Origin of the sequence: Streptomyces sp. NPDC127119 (genome assembly GCF_042677425.1) — a bacterium.
Classification (GTDB): Bacteria; Actinomycetota; Actinomycetes; order Streptomycetales; family Streptomycetaceae; genus Streptomyces.
In genome coordinates, this window is record NZ_JBHXTO010000006.1 from 68,040 (window position 1) to 86,143 (window position 18,104).

Below are 18,104 nucleotides of genomic sequence, written 5' to 3' on the forward strand. Positions count from 1 at the left end.
CCGGCCGGCCCTGTGGACGGCCGGCGGGTGTGGAGCTAAGCATCAGGCCGCGGCGGCCGACTTGACCGCGTGGGCCACCTGCGCGCGCAGGTCGGCGAACTCGCTCGACTCGCGCAGTTCGTCCGCGTCGACGGCACCTCGCGGGAGGGTGATCGGCAGGTCAAGGGCCACGGTGCCGGGGCTCTTGGTGAGGACCACGATGCGGGAGCCGAGGAACACCGCCTCGTCGGCGGAGTGGGTGACGAACACCGTGGTCCGTCCCGTCTCGGCCGTCACCTGTCGGACGTCCTCCTGGAGCCGTTCGCGCGTGAGTGCGTCCAGTGCCGCGAACGGCTCGTCGAGCAGGAACAGCGGGTTCTCGGCGGCGAGGGCTCGGGCGATGGCGACGCGCTGCTGCTGGCCGCCGGAGATCTCCCACACACGCCGCTTCCCCGTGCCTTCGAGACCGACGCGGGCCAGCAACTCCGCCCGCCGCTTCGGCCATTGGGCACGGTCGACCCCCGCGTACCGCAGCGCGAGGTCGATGTTTCCCTGCACCGTCCGCCAGGGGAACAGCCGAGGCGTCTGGAACACCACGCCCGCCGTTTCGCCCGGCCGCGGCGCGGCGCCGGAGACGCGCACCGAGCCCTGGGTGGGCTGCTCGAACCCGGCGATCAGCCGCAACAGTGTGCTCTTGCCGCAGCCGGACGCGCCAACAAGGACCAGGAACTCCCCCGCAGGGACGGTCAGATCGACCGGCCCGACGGCCGTGACCGTCTCGCCGCCCCGGCCGTACCGGTGGGTGACGTGGTCGAGCCGGACGGACCCCGCCCGCTCGGCACCCACGGTCTCAACTCCCTTGCTCACCGTGTCACTTGAGGACATCGGGAAGTCCCTTCAGATAGAAGGCCTTGCGGACAGCGTCCTGGGACGGCGCGGCATCGATCTGCTTCTGGCCGGCCAGGAACTCGGCGGTGTCGGTGACATAGCCCAGCAGTTTGCCCGGACTGCCTTCGGTGCCCAGCCAGTCGGCGGAGGCGACCTCGTCCGGAGCGAGGAACACCCCTTGTGCGAGCTGGGCCTTGGCGTCCGCCGCGCTGATGCCCAGCTCGGCGGCGACGGCCTTGACCGAGCCGTCGGGGTCGGACTTGAGCAGGCTCAGGGCCTGTGCCTCGACCTTCCGCCAGGTGTCGATCGCCTTCGGGTCCCTGGAGATGAGTTCGTCGGACACGACGGCCAGGTCGAGGGTCGGCTTGCCCGCCGCACCGATCTCCTTGCTGCTGGTGAGCTGGGTGCCGGTCTTGCGCAGCTCGTCCAGGGTCGGCAGCCAGACGTAGGCCGCGTCGATGTCACCCCGCTGCCAGGCGGCGATGATCGCCTGCGGTTGCAGGTCGACCAGCTTGACGTCGGACGTCTTGAGCCCGGCCGTCTCCAGCGCCGCCAGCAGGCTGTAGTGCGAGGTCGAGGCGAAGGGGGTGGCGACCGTCTTCCCCTTGAGACCGGCGACATCGGATATACCGGCGTCCTTACGGGCCACCAGAGCCTCGTTCTCACCCGCCACGTCGAGAACGAACGCGACCTTGTACGGGATCGGCGAACTCCCGGAGATCCCGCGGGCGAAGGGGCTGGAGCCCAGCGCGGCGATGTCCAGGGACTTGCCGAGGAAGGCCTGGTTGACGCTGGCGCCGGAGTCGAACTTGATCCAGGTGATCTTGTAGTCAGGCAGCTCCTTCTCCAGCAGTTTCTTGTTCTTCACGAGCAGGTCGCCGCTGGGGAAGGCGAAGTAGCCGATGCGCAGCCGCTTGGAACCGCCGGAGGAGGATGCCTCGCTGTCCGAGGAGCAGCCGGTGGCCGCCGCGGTCACCGCTGCCAGGGCGCCGGCGAGCAGCAGGCGTCGGGATGGGCCGTGCGGGGTGGAGCGAGACATGGTGGGGCCGTTTCTGTAAGGGGAGGCAAGGGACAGGAGACGGGAGAAAGGAGTCGGGAGTCCGAGTCGGGATACGGGAGTCGGAGTCTCGATACGGGAGTTGGGAGGAGAAGCGGGCCGGGGACTGCCGGCGGAACTCCGCCGGAGGAAGCCCCCTAGACGTGTCCGCGCCAGGGCACGACAGCGCGCTCCAGCCGGAGCAGCAGGCCGTCGATGACGAGTCCGGATATCCCGATGGCGATGATGCCGACGAGCACCACCGGGGTGTTGTTGTAGTTGGCGGCGTCCTTGACCATGCCGCCGATGCCGGGCAGTCCGTTGACCAGTTCGGCTGCGACGAGGGAGGAGTAGGCGACGCCCACGGCCAGCCGGATGCCGGTCAGTGTCTCCGGCAGGGCGGACGGCACGATGACGTCCTTGACAACGTCCCACCGGGATCCGCCTAGGGCACGGGCCGCCTCGATCAGGCTCTGCGAGACGGCGGTCACCGCGGTGGTGGTGGAGACCGCCACCGGCGGGAAGGCCGCCACGGCCAGCAGTGTGATCTTGGGTTCCTCGTTGATGCCCAGCCAGATGATGAGCAGCGAGAAGTATGCCAGCGGCGGCAGGGTCCGCAGGAAGGTGATCCAGGGCTCGAAGAGCGAACGGACCCAGCCGACGGTGCCCATGACGAGCCCGAAGACCACCCCGAGCGCGATGCCGATGCCGGCGCCGAGCGCGATGCGCCGCAGGCTGATGCCGAGGTGCTCGATGAGGGTGGTGCCGTTGTAGCCGCGTACGCCGTCGTGGGTCGTGGACACGTCGATGAACGCCCTCCAGACCTTGGCCGGCGGCGGGACGAGTGTCTCGCTCCAGGTGCCGCTCGCCGCCAGCAGTTGCCACAGGAGGAGGAACAGCAGGAGCGAGCCGAAGGGCAGGGCGATGTGGCGTACGCGGGCCGTGCCGCGACGCCGTCGCCGCACAGGCGGTTCGTCGGGCGGCGGAGCCAGGTCGGTCGGGGGCAGGGAGGGGATGGTGGACATGGGGACGGGGCCTCCATGGGCGCCAGGGGCGCAGGAAGATGAGCGGTCGTCGAGGGCGGCCGGGGCCGGGATGGCTCAGAGAACGCACCGGGGTGCGGGAGAGCGGACTGCGGAGGCCGCCGCCGGGCACATCACCGGACGGCGGGGCGCGTCAGAAACGCGGAATCAACAACATGCACAACGCGAACAACACGAAACGGGGCGTCGGCACAGGTCGATGACCAGGCGTCGCACCAGCGGTTCGTGATTCATGGGGCCCATTTGTACAGCAGCCACGGCACTTCACCAAGAGGTGTCCCAATACCTGGGACCAAGTGCCGTCGCGGGTACGGCCGCAAGGCGGCTCGCGCAGGAGGCTCAGAAGGCTCGACTGCGCTCCGCGTGGTCCGGGAGGCGGCCCTCGGCATCCCGTACGAGCGCCCCAGCGGCCGGCTCCGCGAACTCCTCACCGCAGTGCGCCAGTTGCTGAAGACGGGCAGCGCCGACCGGACACGCGCGGTCGACCTGGCCGTCCGCGACGACGGGGAGACCGCCGCCGCCGAGGTGCGCCGCTACCGCGAGGCCGGGGCGACGGAGGTGGTGTTCACGTCGACGGACCCGGCCGGGCAGTCGGACCGGCGGCGCACCTGGAACGGGAAACTGCTCGGGGAACCGGCGAACACCCGAGAAGACGTCGGGCGTCCACTGTTCATGCGTGCACGGTTCGAACCCGTACGGTTCAGGCACACACAGTTCAAGCGTTGACGTGACGGCGCGCGGCCGTCCCGCGCGGAGCGGCGTGGTGCGCGGGCTTGTCCGCGCCCGTGCTCTGCAGGCGTCGCAGCCACAGAGACGTCACGGCCAGCAGACCCGTGAACACCAGCATGAAGAGCGCGGACACCCACATCTGTCGGCTCCCTGGATGCTGCCAGCCCACCCAGGCGGCCGACGCGGCCCACAGCAGGACGGCGGCGGCGTAGAAGGTGCGCATCCGGTGCAGCTGCCGCACGGCCCTCAGGGACATGGAGTGATCTTTCTTCGGTGCCATGCCGGGCCGTGTACCCCCGATGCTCCCCGATTCACCGGTCATCGGCCTGCGTTCCCCCGGTTCCCGGCCGACCGGCACGCTGTTCGAAGTCACGCCGTACCGCCGCTCCCTGGTCCTCGACCAGACCTGACGGATCCGGGAGTTCGAGTACGGCTCTGCAGTGTTCGCACACGGTGTCGTGCACGGCGGGCCTGCTGCCGCACACCTTGCAACGGCGATGTGCTTCGCGGTCGCTGTCGTTCTCCGTCATGACATCTCCTGCTCGCGGTCGGACCGGCCATCGTGCGGAGGCCGGGTGCCCAGGGAGCGAGCCATGACTCCCCCGAAGCCGTCGCGGCGGAGCCCCGGGAGGATCACTCGGAGAATCGCTCGGCGGCCTATTTGGATTCGACCCGGCCCAACGGCTTCGCGCCGGTCGTCAGCGCCTCCCGCGTCGTCTGCCACGCGTCGTCGCCGGGATGGAACCGCGTACGGAGGTAGGCCGCGGTGAGCCGTCCGACCGCGGCGACCCGCTCCGGGTTCTCGTCCGTGGTCTCGGCGACGTCGTACCCGGCGATCCCACCGAGCCCGTGTTCGGCGTCGAAGAGGGTGAGCAGGGTCTTGGGGCCGGGCGCGAGGGTGTACGGGTCCACGTGCCAGTCCGGCCCCATGTCCGTGAAGTGCCGCGAGTCGTCCTTGTCTCCCGCGACGACCAGCGCGGGTGTGGTCATCGTGGAGAAGTCGACCACCTTGAAGAACGGGATCGCCTTGGCCATGGGGCCGTTCAGCACGTCACCACCCCTGCCGGGAGCGGCCAGCAGCACACCTGCCTTGATACGGGGTTCGGCGAGGTCCACCTCCTCCCCGGAGTCGGGGTCGGTGACGCGGGCCCCCAGCAACAGACCGGCGGTGAAGCCGCCCAGCGAGTGACCCGCGACCGCGACCTTCCCGTGGTCGATCCGCCCCGCCAGTTGCGGCACGGCGGCCTCGATCACATCGAGCCGGTCGAGGATGTCCGTCATGTCCTGGGCACGCGAGCGCCAGAAGAAGGGTCCGCCGGGGACGCCGGCGAGCACGTCACTCAGCGTCCTGGAGCTGAGATGGGTCGGCTGCAGGACCACGAACCCGTGCGCCGCCCAGAAGTCGGCGAGCGGCGCGTATCCGTGCAACGAGGAGAGATGGTTCGAGCCTCCGTGACCGTGGGAGAGGAGGATCACGGGCAGATCGGTGCCGGTCGCCGGCGCGGAGACACGCACCTGGAGGTCCACGGGCCGTCCGGGCACGGACAGCACCACCGGGCTGTACGAGAGGACGGGCGCGGGTGAGCCGAGGACGGCGGCCGTGCCCTTCGCGGCCTGCGCCCCGGCCTCGGTCCCGGCCTCCGCCCCGATGTCACTGCCGATGTCCCCGGCTATGTCACTGCTGGTGTCGCTGTCCGTGTCGGTGTGGGTGTACGCACTCATGATCAGCGGTTCCCTTCTGGTCGGGTGGTCAGGCATGTCCGGTCTCGGCTAACCTGAACCGGAACGTTGCTCCACATAGTATTCGGAACAGCGCTCCGCTTTGTCAACCGCAGCCGGAAGGAAGCCTGGTGTCCACCGAGAACCCCGCCGGAAAGGCGACGGCCCGCAACAAACGGGCCGACGCGGTGCGCAACCAGCAGACGCTGCTCGCCGCCGCCGCCGAGGTCTTCGTCACCTCGGGCGTCGACGCGCCGATCCGCCAGATCGCGGCCAAGGCCGGGGTCGGGATGGGAACGATCTACCGCCACTTCCCGACCCGGGCGGACCTCGTCACCGCCGTCTACCGCCACCAGATCGAGGCATGCGCGGAGGCCGGTCCGCGACTGCTGGCCGAGGCCGATTCGCCGTTCGACGCCCTCCGCCAGTGGATCGACCTCTTCGTCGACTTCCTGGTGACCAAGCACGGACTCGCCGACGCCCTCCAGTCGGACAGCAGCCGCTTCACCGCGCTGCACACCTACTTCCTCGACCGCCTGGGACCCGTCTGCACGGAACTGCTCACGGCCGCGGTCGACTCCGGGGACATCAGGCCCGGCACACAGCCCTACGAGCTGATGCGCGGCATCGGCAACCTCTGCATCGGACGGGACAGCGACCCGCGCTACGACCCGCGGCGGCTGATCGAGCTGCTGCTCCTGGGGCTGCGGCAACCTCGGCAGACCTGAGCCGGACCGTCCCCGCGCCGGCTCCCGCGCCGACCCGCTCGCCACAAGGACGTCACGGCATCCCCCGAAGGCTGTCACGACTTCCCAAATGACTCTGGACACCACGGAGTTGGGACATCACCATGGTGCGCACATCATGGGTCGGCAGTGGGGTGTCGACCGGCGGGGCGAGCCGGGGGTGGCCGTGGAGTACGAACGATTGCCGCGCGAGTACCGGATGAGACGGTCCCGCAAACACGCGTTCCTCTGGGTGATCGCCGTCGGCACACTGACCCTGGTACTGCCCCTGTGGAGCGCCGACGACCTGTCCGCCTCGCTCCGGTACCCCTTCCTCCTGGCATGGGTGGCCCTGATGGGGTGGCTCTTCTACGCCACCCTCCGCTGCCGGACCGCCGTGGACATCAAGGCGATCCACGTACGCGGCATGGCCAAGCGCCGACGGCTGGCATGGGAGGACATCCAGGACATCAGGGCGGAGCTCAATCCCGCTTCGGCGGTACAGAGCGGTGCGGCCAACGTCCTGGTGCACGCCTACGGCCGGGACGGCAGCAAGGTCCTGCTGCCGTTCGTCGACGACCTGCACGTGAACGTCGAACGCGAACTGCAACTGCTGATCGGCGCCTGGGAGGAGTTGCGCGGCGAGGACTGGGTCCCCGACCCGCAGGCCGCCTTCCTCATCGACCGGCGCGACGCCCGTCAGGCGGCCTTCATGATGGGATTCGCCGCCGTGATGCTGGCGTTCATCCCGCTGACCGTACTGATGCTGCTGCCCCTCTTCGTCGACCTGCCGGAGTGGCTGGCGTCGGTCCTGACACCGTTCCTGGTCATGGGGGTGGGGGCGCCCCTGATCTTCGTACTCGCCGCGACGGCCTCGTACCGCAGCCGTCGGAGCAGCAGCGGCTGACGCGGATCAGGCCTCGGGAGCCCGGAGAAGGCCGGGAGTCCGGAGAAGGAACGGGAGCAGGTGTTCCAGGAGGGCGTCGGGGCGTTCTTCCGGTACGTAGTGACCGCAGTCGGGCAGGACGACGCTGTCGAGCCGCTCGGTCACACGGGCCAGCAGGGCTTCCAGACGGTCGCCCTGCCCGCGGGCCCCCGCGACACCGAGGACCGGCATGGTGAGCGGATGCTGCTTACGGCGTTCGTTCTGGGCGATGTTGTCGTCGGTGGCCCGGTAGTGGTCGAAGCTGGCGCGCAGCGCTTCGGGGTCGCGGGCGATGGTCTCGACGTAGAAGTCGACCGCCGAGTCCGGCAGCGGCCGCACGGCCTTGTGACGGAACTGGTCGCCGTAATAGATGTGTTCACGGCCGCGGACGAGTTGTTCGTTGACGGATCGTTTTCGGTTGAAGGCGAAGTGCCACAGCATGTCGTTCTGCGCCTCGGGGCCGAAGACGGGCAGGGCGGGCGCGAGTCCGGGGATGGTGGCGTCGAGCAGGGCGAGGCGTTCGACCGCGTCGCCGTGGTCCGCGGCGAGGGCGTAGCCGATCCACATGCCGACGTCGTGTCCGGCCATGGCGAAACGGTCGTGGCCCAACACCCGCATGAGGGTTACGAGTTCGGCGGCCACGGTGCCCGTGTCGTATCCCCCGTGCGGCTTGTCGGACCGTCCGACGCCGCGCGGGTCGACCGCGACGACACGGAAGTGTTCGGCCAGACGCGGCATGACGAAGCGCCACACGTACCAGTTCTGCGGCCAGCCTCCGACGAGCAGGAGGGGTTGTCCGGCGCCTCCCTGGACGGTGTGCAGCTCCACCTCGCCGACGTGCACGAGGGAGCTCTCGAAGACGTCGGTGAAGCCCTCGGGAAGCCATGGAACTCCGCTCACGGTGCCGAATCCGGCGAGTGGGCGGTGGGTCGTCGCGGTCATGGGCGTTCTCCTCGGGGATGCGGGACAGAACCCCTCCAACTGGTTCTCGCGAACCACTTAAACCGGTTCGCCAGACCCATGTCAAACGTTGGCCTCCCTTCGGCGGAGCGGCTACCATGAACCACCATGACCGGTTCACCCGCCGCCCGAGGCACCCCTACCGCGGCCCATTCCGCGACCCCTGCGCGGCGCAGCCCGCAGGAGTTCCGGCTCGGCAACGAGATCCTCGCGTTCCGCTTCGTCGCCACGCTCGGGGAGCGGCGGGCCGAGCCACTGGAACGGATCACCACCCCGGAACAGCTGCGGGCGTGGTGCACGGCCAATGACCTCGGCGGCACGGACATGCCGGTCTCCGACGCACTCCTGCGGGACGCCCGCGAGCTGCGCGAGGCCATTCACCGGGCAGGGAGTGCCGCCGCAGTGGACGGCACGCCGGAACCGGCGGACGAGGAACTGCTCAACCGCTGGACCGCACGTCACCGGGCGCGGCTCACTCTCACCGGCGGACGGGCGCAGTGGCATCTCCCGGACACCGACCCCGCGCGCGCCGCGCTCGCCGTCGTCGCCCTGGACGCCGTCGCGACGCTCGGCGGCCACCGCGACGGCGTGATCAAGCGGTGCGAGCAGCCCACCTGCGGTGGGCTCTTCATGGACACCAGCCGCGGCGGACGACGCCGGTGGTGCTCCATGGCAACCTGCGGAAACAAGATGAAGAAGGCCAACCTGAAGGCGGCAAGGGGCGGGGCCTGAGCCGAGGCCGCAGCCAAAAGCGGAGCCGATCGCCGGCCCCGCACGCCGCACGGACCCGGCCGGACGAGCCCACCCCGCTCGCCACGCCGGCGCGATCAGCCGGCCGTCGGCAGGGGGAAGAGCAGGCAGCTGCTGGTGGCGTGGGCGAGCAACCGGTCGGTGGAGTCGAGGAGTTCCGCCTGCGCGAGGGCGGTACGGCGGCCACTGTTCAGGACGGTGCCGACAGCGCGGACCTTGCCCGTGTCCACGGTGATCGGGCGCAGGAACTTCAAGGAGAGGTCGAGCGAGGTGTACGCCATGCCCTCGGGCAGCAACGACTGGACGGCACAGCCGGCCGCCGAGTCGAGCAGCGTGGCGTAGACACCGCCATGGACGCTGCCGATCGGGTTGTAGTGCTCCTCGCCCGGCTCCAGGACGAAGACGGCCCGGCCCGGCTCGACCTCCTCCAGGGCGAAGCCCAGGGCGGCGGCGATGGGCGGGGCGGGCAGGCGTCCGGCGACGATGTCGCGCAGGAAGTCCAGGCCGGTGGCCTTTCCCACGGCGCTCGCCGAGACGGCCGGATCCTCCCAGGTGAACGTACGCGTTCTGTCCATGACCCCTTCTCCACCAGTCATTTTCCCGGACGCTTCCCCGGCTGACTATTTTTATCGAAGCTAGCCAGTCCGCCCTCTGGCTGTCAATGGCGAAGCTGGCCTAGGGTCGTCCCATGGAGTGGGTCGAGGTCAGCACCGAGAACTGCACGGTCCAGCGAACACTGGACGTGATCGGCGAGAAATGGTCGCTGCTTGTGCTCCGGGACGCCATGAACGGGGTCCGGCGCTTCGACGACTTCCGGCGGCACATCGGCCTCTCGGACGCGGTGCTCGCGGACCGGCTGCGCAAGCTGGTCGGAGCGGGAATCCTGGACAGCGTTCCCTACCAGGAGTCCGGCCGGCGTACCCGCAACGAGTACCGGCTCACGAAGAAGGGCTGGGACCTGTGGCCCGTCATGCTCGCCCTCAAGGGATGGGGAGACCGGTACACCGCCGACCCTGAGGGGCCACCGCTCGACGTCTTCCATGCTGACTGCGGCGAACCCGTACACACGGTCGTCAACTGTGGTCACAGCCACGGCCCCCTACGCCCCCAGGAGGCACGTACCCGCCCGGGGCCCGCCGCACGGCCCGTCGGCAGGCAGTAGACGACCGGTCGTACACTCGCCGTATGGGACGGACCAGCGATGCCAGGGTGAAGATCCTCAGCGCCGCCCAGTCACTCATCGGGCTGCGCGGTTACTCGGCCCTGGGTGTGGCCGAGATATGCAAGGCGGCCGGGGTGCCCAAGGGCAGCTTCTACTACTTCTTCGAATCCAAGGAAGCGCTCGCGCTGGCCGTGATCGATGAGCACTGGACCGGCCAGCAGCGCACCTGGGAGCGCATCCTGAGCGCTGACACCGACAGCGGCGCCGACGCCGACCCACTGGACCGGCTGCGCCGGCTGTTCGAGGAGACCGAGGCCGGACAGCTCGCCGGGCAGGAGGGCTGCGGCAGCGTGTCGGGGTGCCTGTTCGGGAACCTCACGCTGGAGATGAGCAACCAGACGGAGTCCGTCCGCGCGCGACTGCAGGAGATCTTCGAGGCCCAGGTCGAGATGGTCGACGCGGTCATCGCCGAGGCCCTCGCCCGCCAGGAGGTCACCGTCACCGACACCCGGGAGGCCGCGCGCTCGGTGGTCGCGCAGTTGGAGGGGCAGGTGCTGTTCGCCAAGCTCTACAACAACACCCGACACCTCGGGTCGCTGTGGACGAACTGCCTGGCCCTGCTCGGTGGCCGCGCGACCGGTGAAGCGACCGTCCGTGAAGCCACGGTCGGTGAGGTCACGGTCGGAGGCTGACTCCCGCCGGAGGACACCTGGCCGCGGCGGCCACCTGAGGTCTCGTCACCTCTTCGTCACTGGCCGCGCCAGATGTTGTCGAAGGCCGCGTTCTCGATGCTCCGGCGCTGCCGTACGGCCTCCAGTTCCCGCACCGCGTCGTTGACCGCGGCCAGCACGGTCACCACCGTGTCGTCGACGAGGGTCGCGGCGTCTTCGGCCGGTTCCTCGTGGACGCCCACGGCCGCCGCGAGGAAGGCGAGAACGGGTTCGCCGGACGTCCAGCGGTCGGCCGCCCGGCGACGGGCCGGTGAGTCGGTCAACGTCGTGGCGTCGCTCCGGAACGGGATCCACTGGTGGCGCGGGCGAGTGGTCCCCCCTTCCTCGCCCAGGACGTCGAGATAGGCGGAGGACAGACCACGGCCCCGCCGCCACAGCCAGTCCTCGACCGTCTCGTACGGCGCCTCGCGGGTCAGCGCCGAAGCGGCCTCGTCCAACAGGCGGTCCCCGGACGCTCCCTGCGGGCCGGGCACGATGCGGTCGTCGTCCAGAGTGAGGGCCTGGGCCTTGCCGAGATCGATCAGTTCGGCTCCCGCGAGGGCCAGCGACAGGTCCCCCTGTCCGACGGGACTGCTGGACGCCACGTCCATGGTGATGATCAACAAATCGCGCGGTGTGGTCATGCGAGCTCCATGTCAGAGGCATCTGCGTCGGAGGTACCGGTGTCAGAGATGTCGGTCCCGACATCATCACCTTAGGCTCCCGCCGACCGGGAGGCGTGACCTCTCACCCACGTAGCATGACGGGCATGGAGCTGCGCCAACTGCGGTACTTCGTCGCGGTCGCCGAGGAACTGAACTTCGGCCGGGCCGCCGAGCGCCTGCTGATCGCGGGGCCCTCCCTGTCCCAGCAGATCAAGGCCCTCGAACGCGACCTGGGTGTGCGGCTGTTCGACCGCGACCGCCGCTCGGTGTCCCTCACCCCGGCCGGTTCGGACCTGCTCCCGCACATCCGCGCCCTGCTGGAACGAGCCGGTGACCTCCAGCGGCGCGCCGGACGGCTGGCCGGATCGGAGCCCGTACGGCTCGGCTACGTCAACTGGCTGCCTCCCGACCTGACCACGCGCGCCGCAGCGGTGGCCCGACTGCACCTCGACGCGTGGATCGCGCCCTCGCACACGCAGGCCGCCCGGGTCACCGACGGCAGCCTGGACCTCGCCGTCTGCTGGGTCAGGACCGAGGACCTGGAACGACGTGGCCTGCACGCCCGGCTGATCGGCGCCGACCGTCTCTACGCCGTCTCCACCGGAGACATGACGAGCAGCGTGACGGCCCGGGACACCGCCGTCCTCCTCGACGACGACACCACCTCCTGGTCGTCCTGGAACACCTACGCCGAACTGCTGGCACGGGACACCGGGGCCCGTGCGGTACGCATCACCGACGGCGGTATCACCGGGCCCGCATTCTTCGACCATGTGCGCCGCAGCGACCGTCCGGTCATCAACTCGCCCAAGGGACAGACCACTCCCCTGCCGACCGATCTGGTCCGGCGTCCGGTCGTCACGCCGGAGATCCACTGGACCTGGTCCCTGGTCCGCCGCGAGGACGAGGACCGTCCCGCGGTACTCGCCCTCGTGGACGCGCTCTGCGACGGCGTGGGCGACCTCGGCCTCCACGTCCCTGACGCCTGGCTGCCCGAAGGTGACCCGCACCGCTAGAGCGCATCAGCTCGGGGCTTCTCCGCCGCCAGGTCGGCCGCCATGCAGCTGTACCGCTGACATGCGCTGGAAGGCTGCGCCTACCAACAGCTAGGAAACCGGTCCTGACCAGGGCCCCCTCGACCTTTGACTCCCCTCTCGGAGCGGCCTACATTCCAGATAGTCGACCGGTCGGCTAGTGGATCGGACGAGAAACCACCTCATCCCGAAGAAGGTCATCATGAGCTCCCAGAACCAGAAGGTCGCCGTCATCACCGGTGCTTCGCAGGGCATCGGCGCGGCCCTCGTCGACGCGTACCGCAAGCTCGGATACGCCGTCGTCGCCACCTCACGCAGCATCGAACTCTCCGATGACGCGGGCGTCGTGACCGTGCGGGGTGACATCGCCGATCCCGCGACCGCCGAGCGCGTCATCGCCGCCGGCGTCCAGCAGTTCGGACGTATCGACACCCTCGTGAACAACGCCGGTCTCTTCGTCGCCAAGCCCTTCACCGACTACACCGCCGACGACTACGCCACCGTGACCGGTGTGAACCTGACCGGCTTCTTCCGCATCACCCAACTGGCCGTCGAGCACATGCTCGCCCAGGGCAGCGGCGGCCACATCGTCAACATCACCACCAGCCTGGTCGACAACGCGGACTCCAGGGTCCCCTCCGTGCTCGCCTCGTTGACCAAGGGCGGGCTGCAGTCCGCGACCAAGTCCCTCGCCATCGAGTACGCGACCCGCGGCATCCGCAGCAACGTGGTCTCCCCGGGCACCGTCAAGACCCCGATGCACCCCGAGGGCAGTCATGCGGCCCTCGCCACCCTGCAGCCGGTCGGCCGACTCGGCGAGGAGAGCGACATCGTCGACGCGGTGCTGTACCTGGAGAACGCCCCGTTCGTCACGGGCGAGATCCTGCACGTCGACGGCGGCATGAGCGCGGGCCACTGACCCTCCGAGACCGACCCGCCCCACCACGCCCCACCCCGGCACGCCACGCCCCCACTGCAGCGAGCCCGGCCCCGGCGACAGGAGAACTCCGATGAGCGACATGACAGACAGTGAAGCGATCCTGCGAGGTGTGCTCGACCGGTGGAAGGCAGCCGTCGACCAGCACGAACCGCAGCAGGTGGCCGCGCAGTTCACCGAGGACGCGGTCTTTCAGGGGCTGCACCCCCACAGCGTCGGAAGGCCGGGCGTCGCCGCCTACTACGCGTCCCAGCCCCTCGGGCTGACGGCCGAGTACCGGATCCTCGAAACCCGGCGCCCCGCCGACGACCTCGTGCTCGGCTACCTGAGCGTCGACTTCTCGTTCACGGACCGCCCCACACTCGGCGTCAACCTCGGTGTGCTGGTGCGGCGCGGAGAGGAGGACTGGCAGATCAGCTACTACCAGGTCTCACAGCCCAGTTGAGCCGGTTTGCTGCCGACCGGGAACTGTTGCTCGGTCGCTGTCGGCCAGCAGAAGCCTGGCGGCCACCGCCGCCCCGTCGGTGCGGATCGCACCGGCCACGGCGGTGGCCCGTACCCGTGTCTCGGGGGCCAGGGCCGTCCTGAGCGCGGCTGACAGGGACTCGACGGTCGGGGCAGGACCGTCGTGGGCCGCACCGATGCCCAACTCGGCCACACGGGCGGCGAAATACGGCTGGTCACCACCCTGGGGCACCACCACCTGAGGTGCGCCGGACCAGGTAGCAGTGGTGGTCGTACCCGCGCCGCCGTGGTGGACGACGGCGGCCACCCGGCCGAACAGTGCCTGATGGTTGGCCTCACCGACGACGAAGCAGTCGTCCTGGCCGTCGACCGGGGCCAGGCCGCCCCAGCCGTGGGAGACGATCACGCGACGGCCCTGCGCACGGACCGCTTCCACGGTCACCCGCGCGACCTCCACCGGATCACCCATGGGAACGCTGCCGAAGCCCACGTACACCGGCGGCTCCCCGGCATCCAGGAAGGCCAACAGCGGTTCGGGGACCGGGCGTTCGTCCGGCACGAGCCACGCGCCGGTCTGCACCACCTCCAGGTCCGACGGCTGCTGCCACGGGGCCAGGACCGGGTCGGAGGCCAGCCACGGACGGTCGGTGAAGACATGGTCGCGGACGTTGCCGACGGGCGGCAGACCGACCGACACCCGGTGGGTGTTGATCGCCTCGCCGAACACGGCTTGCGCGTCGAGGGCGTCCTGGTCCCACAGCGCCTGGTTGTCGGTCACGTCCGCCGCCAGCGGCTTGCCCGGCCGCGGAATGGGCCGGTGGTGGGGTGAGGGCAGGCTGACCGGCTGGTAACTCGCGTACACGTACCGGATGCCCAGTGTCTCGGCGGCCGACTTCACACCTGCCACGGCCGGTACGAGGCCGGTCGCCACCAGCACATCGGCCCCCGTGCCCGCCGCCATGACGTTGTCGTGGAAGGCGGCGACCAACTCGGCCGCGCGCTTGGGGACTCCCCCGGCCGTCGGCGGGATCCTGCCCGTCACCAACCGGCGCACCGACTGCCCGGTCGGCACCATCTCCACACCGACCCCGGCCAGCCGCTCCGCGAACTCCTCGTCGGGCGGCGCGCATACGCACACGTCCGCACCGAGCCCCCGCAGTTCAACGGCGAGCGCCACAAGCGGTTCGACCCCACCGCGCGAGTCATAGGCCGCCAACACCACACGCATTCAGTACCCCTGCCCCAGCAACGCCTTCAGCCCCTGATTACTCACGAGTGCGATGTCACACCTGTGTGCAACTATCGCATCAACGACCGATGACCCAACGGGCTGAGGGGTGCCCCCCGCCCCGGGGCCACCCCTCCTTCGTTCAACTCACCGACCCGGCAGGCACGCGTTACATGCTCGCGCCCCCGCCGCGGGCGCGGGCAGCGTTGAACAGGGTCGGATCGTGGGCGCAGACCACTGTCAGGTCGGCCTCGGCGTCCTTGTGGAGGTCGGCGAGGCGGGTCTGGTTGGCTCTCAGGGCCTTGATGTCGTGGGCGACCAGGCGTTCCTGGATCCGGAGTGCGGCCGGGACGTGGGTCGTGCCGTCGAGTGTGCCCGGGTGGTAGAACGCGTCTCCGCAGTGCAGGACCCAGTGGTCGCCGGCGTCGACCGCGACCGCGGCGTGGCCTCTGGTGTGGCCCGGCATCGGCACCAGCACGATGCCGTCGTCGATCCCGGTGAGCTGCTCGGCGGCGGCGAATCCCCGCCACTGTTCTCCGGTCGGGTCGTGCCGGACCAGCTTCGGGTGGTGGGAGAGTTGCGTGGATCGATATCTGCTCTTCTCCAGTCGGGTGGATGGTGACAGGGCCCCGTGTGCTTCCGCCGCCGTGACGTGGACCTGCGCGTCCGGGAAGTCGGCGAGGCCTCCGATGTGGTCCAGGTCGAAGTGGGTCACCACGATGTGGGTGACGTCCTCCGCCCGGAAGCCGAGCTGCCGTATCTGGTGCAGCGCGGTCTCGTGGGGGTCGAGGGCAGGGCGGACGATGCGGCGTATGCCGCCGAGGCGACGGGCCGGTTCGGCGATGTCCTGCGTCCCGAAGCCCGAGTCGACCAGGACCAGCCCCTTGCCCGTCTCGACGGCCAGGACGTGGCAGACGAGCGGGGCGCCCGGCAGGCGCATCGTCCCGCAGTTGAGGTGGTGGACCTTCATCCGAGAGCCTCCATCATCCCGGCCATGGCCGAGGGGCCGCCGTCGATGAGGGCGGCGTCGACGCGTTGAACCGGGTGACTGCCGTCCCAGTGGGCGGCGGCCGTCCTGATCAGGTCGAAGACGAGTTTCTTGCTGCCGCCGAGGTCGGAGAGCTCGATCACGGTGCCGGGGTGGTGTCCGGTCTCCAGGTAGGCGAAGCGCCCGTCGTCGCCGATCCGGCCCTCCTGCCCGACGGTGAAGCCCGCGGCGAGCGCGCGGTCGTACAGGTCCTGGTAGTTCTCGCTCCAGTACGCGACGTGCTGGACGCCCTCGTGTCCGGCGTCCAGGAAGTCGCGGTACATCGACGGGGCGTCGTTGACGGGGGTGATGAGTTCGAGCTGGATGTCACCGCTGTTGGCCAGCGCGACGTCCATGGCCATGTCGGAGGGCCGGCCCCGGTAGGTGAAGTCGGCGGGCCGGACGCCCTTGAGGTGGAACCAGGGGCCGATTCCGCAGGCGGCGAAGTCGCGCATGGACGCCTCGATGTCCCGTACGACGTAACCGATCTGGGCGATGCTGCCGAACATGTTCGCCGTGGCGGTGGGTGCGGGTACGGGGCCGGTGTGGGCGTCGGCGAAGGACAGTACGACCTTGCCCGTGGCGCCGTCGGCGCGGAGCAGGTCGGCTGCGTCCTTCGCGCGCTCGGCGGGGAAGACCGTGTCGAGACGCGGAGTGATCCTGCCGTCCGCGACCGCGGGCAGCACCTCCTCGTACAACGCGGCGACGACATCGCCGAGTTCGGCCCGGCTGCGGATGCTGAACGTCGTGCCGATCAGCTTCTGCCGTCGGAACGCGAGGGTGTCCAGGTCGATGCCGGTACTGGCGCCTGCCAGGCGTCCGATGCTGACGATCGTTCCGCCGACGGTGGTCGCGGACGCGAGGGTCGTGAACAGGTCTCCGCCGACGTGGTCGAGCGTGATGTCGGCGCCCTTGCCGCCGGTGGCGGCGAGGACTGCGTCGGCGAGGGACTCGGTGCGGGTGTCGACCGCGATGTCGGCGCCCGCCGCCAGGAGGACGGCGGTCTTGTCCTTGCTGGTCGTGGTCGCGACGACCGTGCCCGCCCCGAGGGCCTTCGCGAGCTGGATGCCGACCAGGCCGACCGAGCTGGTGCCGCCGACGACGAGTACCGAGTGCCCGGGCTCGAACCCCGCCTGGGTGAAGAGCGCGTCATGCTCGGTGATGAGGCCGACGGGCAGCGTCGCCGCCTCCTCGAAGCCGAGGCCGTCGGGTATGGGGACGAGCATGCGCGGGTGGCACAGGGCGTAGTCGGCGAACGCGCCCGCCGTGATGCCCATGACCCTTGTCCCCACGGGGAGTCGGGGTGCGAGCAGGCTGCTGGTCTCGACGACGCCCGCGATCTCCATTCCGGCGGTGAACGGGCCCTCCCCCTGGGAGTTGGCGGTGTACGTGCCGTCGAGGGCGTACAGGTCGGCACGGTTCAGTCCGGCGGCCATCACCTGGACGCGGATGGCCCCCAGTTGCTCGGGGAGGTCGATCCGCTCGACGGTCCAGTCCTGTCCCTTGCCGCCGATGAGCGCGCGCATGGTCATGGTCGAACCTCCTGCGTTCGGTGGCGGATCACTTGACGAAGTCGGGCGGGGTGGTCTCGACGAGCCGCGGATCCGGTGTGCCGCCCGCCATGGACAGGACTCCCCTGACGATGCGGGCCAGCTTGAGCAGGCCGCTCGGTTTGCGTTTGTCGACGCCCGCCACCAGTTGCTTCAGGATGGTCAGTTGGTCGAAGTAGATGCGCTCGGTGACGAGGTTCTCGTTCTCGTCGAAGACGAAGAACGCGTTCATGCGCGTACGGTGCTCGCCGCCCGTCGGCGGTATCTTGCCGAGGGGTCCGAGGTGTGTGCCGAGCAGCCAGAACTCCACGATGACGGCGTCGACGCTGTGCCGGAACGCGATGATCTCGTGGCGCTGGTCGGGAAAGGCGACACGTGTGTCGTCGTAGTACGCGCGGACATCCGCGTCGCCGTGGTGCACCTTCATCTGCGCGATGAGTTCGTAGTGCGGGTGCGGGAAGGTGGACAGGGTGGCGTCCCAGTCCTGGGCCACCTCGTCGCGGAAGTGGTCGAGGACGAGTGTCTCCCGGGCGCGGAGCACGGACTCGTCGGGCAGCACGAAGCGGTTCATG

At 69.8% G+C, this 18,104-nt stretch carries 21 protein-coding genes and 1 pseudogene; 10 read left to right on the forward strand and 12 right to left on the reverse strand.

The annotated features are described in order from the left end of the window. Window positions 1-42: 42 nt before the first annotated feature. The 3 genes from ACFVH5_RS04895 to ACFVH5_RS04905 form a co-directional block, all read right to left on the reverse strand. Window positions 43-864, reverse strand: a complete 822-nt coding sequence (locus tag ACFVH5_RS04895) for an ABC transporter ATP-binding protein (RefSeq protein WP_385832097.1) — start codon at window positions 862-864, stop codon at window positions 43-45. Further along, window positions 851-1,906 carry an ABC transporter substrate-binding protein gene (locus ACFVH5_RS04900; protein WP_385832098.1) on the reverse strand — a complete coding sequence of 352 codons (1,056 nt, stop codon included), beginning with the start codon at window positions 1,904-1,906 and terminating at the stop codon, window positions 851-853. The genes ACFVH5_RS04895 and ACFVH5_RS04900 overlap by 14 nt, the downstream gene beginning before the upstream one ends. Before the next feature lie 155 nt (window positions 1,907-2,061). Next, complete coding sequence (locus ACFVH5_RS04905) at window positions 2,062-2,928, reverse strand: ABC transporter permease (protein WP_385832099.1); 867 nt, start codon at window positions 2,926-2,928, stop codon at window positions 2,062-2,064. A 492-nt stretch (window positions 2,929-3,420) separates the two neighbouring features. Between ACFVH5_RS04905 and ACFVH5_RS04910 the strand changes: the two are divergent. Next, window positions 3,421-3,588 (forward strand): annotated as a pseudogene (locus ACFVH5_RS04910) (LLM class F420-dependent oxidoreductase); the annotation flags it as partial. A 73-nt stretch (window positions 3,589-3,661) separates the two neighbouring features. Here ACFVH5_RS04910 and ACFVH5_RS04915 read toward each other — a convergent pair. Further along, entirely contained in the window at window positions 3,662-3,955 is a 294-nt protein-coding gene (locus tag ACFVH5_RS04915) for a hypothetical protein (protein WP_385832101.1), read from the reverse strand. Between ACFVH5_RS04915 and ACFVH5_RS04920 the strand changes: the two genes are divergently transcribed. Then, window positions 3,954-4,085, forward strand: a complete 132-nt coding sequence (locus ACFVH5_RS04920; RefSeq protein WP_385832102.1) for a hypothetical protein — start codon at window positions 3,954-3,956, stop codon at window positions 4,083-4,085. The two genes, ACFVH5_RS04915 and ACFVH5_RS04920, sit on opposite strands and share 2 nt — an antisense overlap. Before the next feature lie 247 nt (window positions 4,086-4,332). Here ACFVH5_RS04920 and ACFVH5_RS04925 read toward each other — a convergent pair whose 3' ends face one another. Next, complete coding sequence (locus ACFVH5_RS04925) at window positions 4,333-5,397, reverse strand: alpha/beta hydrolase family protein (protein WP_385832104.1); 1,065 nt, start codon at window positions 5,395-5,397, stop codon at window positions 4,333-4,335. Window positions 5,398-5,525: 128 nt separating this feature from the next. Here ACFVH5_RS04925 and ACFVH5_RS04930 point away from each other — a divergent pair, with 128 nt between their 5' ends. Together ACFVH5_RS04930 and ACFVH5_RS04935 are read left to right on the forward strand one after the other, a co-directional pair. Continuing rightward, on the forward strand, window positions 5,526-6,122 hold the full coding sequence (locus tag ACFVH5_RS04930) for a TetR/AcrR family transcriptional regulator (protein WP_384796960.1): 597 nt from the start codon (window positions 5,526-5,528) through the stop codon (window positions 6,120-6,122). 88 nt (window positions 6,123-6,210) lie between these two features. Further along, window positions 6,211-7,026, forward strand: a complete 816-nt coding sequence (locus ACFVH5_RS04935) for a PH domain-containing protein (RefSeq protein ID WP_385832106.1) — start codon at window positions 6,211-6,213, stop codon at window positions 7,024-7,026. A gap of 6 nt (window positions 7,027-7,032) precedes the next feature. Here ACFVH5_RS04935 and ACFVH5_RS04940 read toward each other — a convergent pair whose 3' ends face one another. Then, a complete protein-coding gene (locus tag ACFVH5_RS04940) occupies window positions 7,033-7,986 on the reverse strand; it encodes an alpha/beta fold hydrolase (RefSeq protein WP_385832107.1) in 954 nt (317 codons plus the stop codon). Between the two features lie 126 nt (window positions 7,987-8,112). Here ACFVH5_RS04940 and ACFVH5_RS04945 point away from each other — a divergent pair, with 126 nt between their 5' ends. Beyond that, complete coding sequence (locus ACFVH5_RS04945; RefSeq protein ID WP_385832108.1) at window positions 8,113-8,736, forward strand: CGNR zinc finger domain-containing protein; 624 nt, start codon at window positions 8,113-8,115, stop codon at window positions 8,734-8,736. A gap of 95 nt (window positions 8,737-8,831) precedes the next feature. Here the strand turns inward: ACFVH5_RS04945 and ACFVH5_RS04950 are convergent, their stop codons facing one another. After that, a complete protein-coding gene (locus ACFVH5_RS04950; protein ID WP_385832110.1) occupies window positions 8,832-9,329 on the reverse strand; it encodes a PaaI family thioesterase in 498 nt (165 codons plus the stop codon). Between the two features lie 113 nt (window positions 9,330-9,442). On the opposite strand from ACFVH5_RS04950, the gene ACFVH5_RS04955 reads away from it, so the two are divergent. Then, entirely contained in the window at window positions 9,443-9,916 is a 474-nt protein-coding gene (locus ACFVH5_RS04955) for a winged helix-turn-helix transcriptional regulator (RefSeq protein WP_385832112.1), read from the forward strand. A gap of 23 nt (window positions 9,917-9,939) precedes the next feature. Continuing rightward, window positions 9,940-10,608, forward strand: a complete 669-nt coding sequence (locus ACFVH5_RS04960; protein ID WP_385832113.1) for a TetR/AcrR family transcriptional regulator — start codon at window positions 9,940-9,942, stop codon at window positions 10,606-10,608. A 56-nt stretch (window positions 10,609-10,664) separates the two neighbouring features. Here ACFVH5_RS04960 and ACFVH5_RS04965 read toward each other — a convergent pair whose 3' ends face one another. Continuing rightward, on the reverse strand, window positions 10,665-11,270 hold the full coding sequence (locus tag ACFVH5_RS04965; protein ID WP_385832114.1) for a GPP34 family phosphoprotein: 606 nt from the start codon (window positions 11,268-11,270) through the stop codon (window positions 10,665-10,667). A gap of 116 nt (window positions 11,271-11,386) precedes the next feature. Here ACFVH5_RS04965 and ACFVH5_RS04970 point away from each other — a divergent pair, with 116 nt between their 5' ends. The 3 genes from ACFVH5_RS04970 (at window position 11,387) to ACFVH5_RS04980 (ending at window position 13,707) form a co-directional block, all read left to right on the forward strand. Beyond that, window positions 11,387-12,307, forward strand: a complete 921-nt coding sequence (locus tag ACFVH5_RS04970) for a LysR family transcriptional regulator (RefSeq protein ID WP_385832116.1) — start codon at window positions 11,387-11,389, stop codon at window positions 12,305-12,307. A 220-nt stretch (window positions 12,308-12,527) separates the two neighbouring features. After that, the gene (locus tag ACFVH5_RS04975; protein WP_385832118.1) at window positions 12,528-13,244 is read left to right on the forward strand and encodes an SDR family NAD(P)-dependent oxidoreductase; all 717 of its coding nucleotides are present in this window, start codon (window positions 12,528-12,530) and stop codon (window positions 13,242-13,244) included. Between the two features lie 91 nt (window positions 13,245-13,335). Beyond that, window positions 13,336-13,707: a YybH family protein gene (locus tag ACFVH5_RS04980; protein ID WP_385832120.1), complete on the forward strand. Its 372-nt coding sequence runs from the start codon at window positions 13,336-13,338 to the stop codon at window positions 13,705-13,707. On the opposite strand, the gene ACFVH5_RS04985 is transcribed toward ACFVH5_RS04980, so the two are convergent. The 4 genes from ACFVH5_RS04985 to ACFVH5_RS05000 all read right to left on the reverse strand — a co-directional run bounded on the left by ACFVH5_RS04985 (window position 13,693) and on the right by ACFVH5_RS05000 (window position 18,103). Next, window positions 13,693-14,955 carry a glycosyltransferase gene (locus tag ACFVH5_RS04985; protein ID WP_385832122.1) on the reverse strand — a complete coding sequence of 421 codons (1,263 nt, stop codon included), beginning with the start codon at window positions 14,953-14,955 and terminating at the stop codon, window positions 13,693-13,695. The genes ACFVH5_RS04980 and ACFVH5_RS04985 overlap by 15 nt on opposite strands. Before the next feature lie 169 nt (window positions 14,956-15,124). After that, window positions 15,125-15,925, reverse strand: a complete 801-nt coding sequence (locus tag ACFVH5_RS04990) for an MBL fold metallo-hydrolase (protein WP_385832124.1) — start codon at window positions 15,923-15,925, stop codon at window positions 15,125-15,127. Next, window positions 15,922-17,514 (reverse strand): zinc-binding dehydrogenase, encoded by a 1,593-nt coding sequence (locus tag ACFVH5_RS04995; protein ID WP_385832125.1) that lies wholly within the window; start codon window positions 17,512-17,514, stop codon window positions 15,922-15,924. Before ACFVH5_RS04995 ends, ACFVH5_RS04990 begins: the two co-directional genes overlap by 4 nt. A gap of 28 nt (window positions 17,515-17,542) precedes the next feature. Further along, window positions 17,543-18,103 carry an ester cyclase gene (locus ACFVH5_RS05000; protein WP_385832126.1) on the reverse strand — a complete coding sequence of 187 codons (561 nt, stop codon included), beginning with the start codon at window positions 18,101-18,103 and terminating at the stop codon, window positions 17,543-17,545. Window position 18,104: the final 1 nt, after the last annotated feature.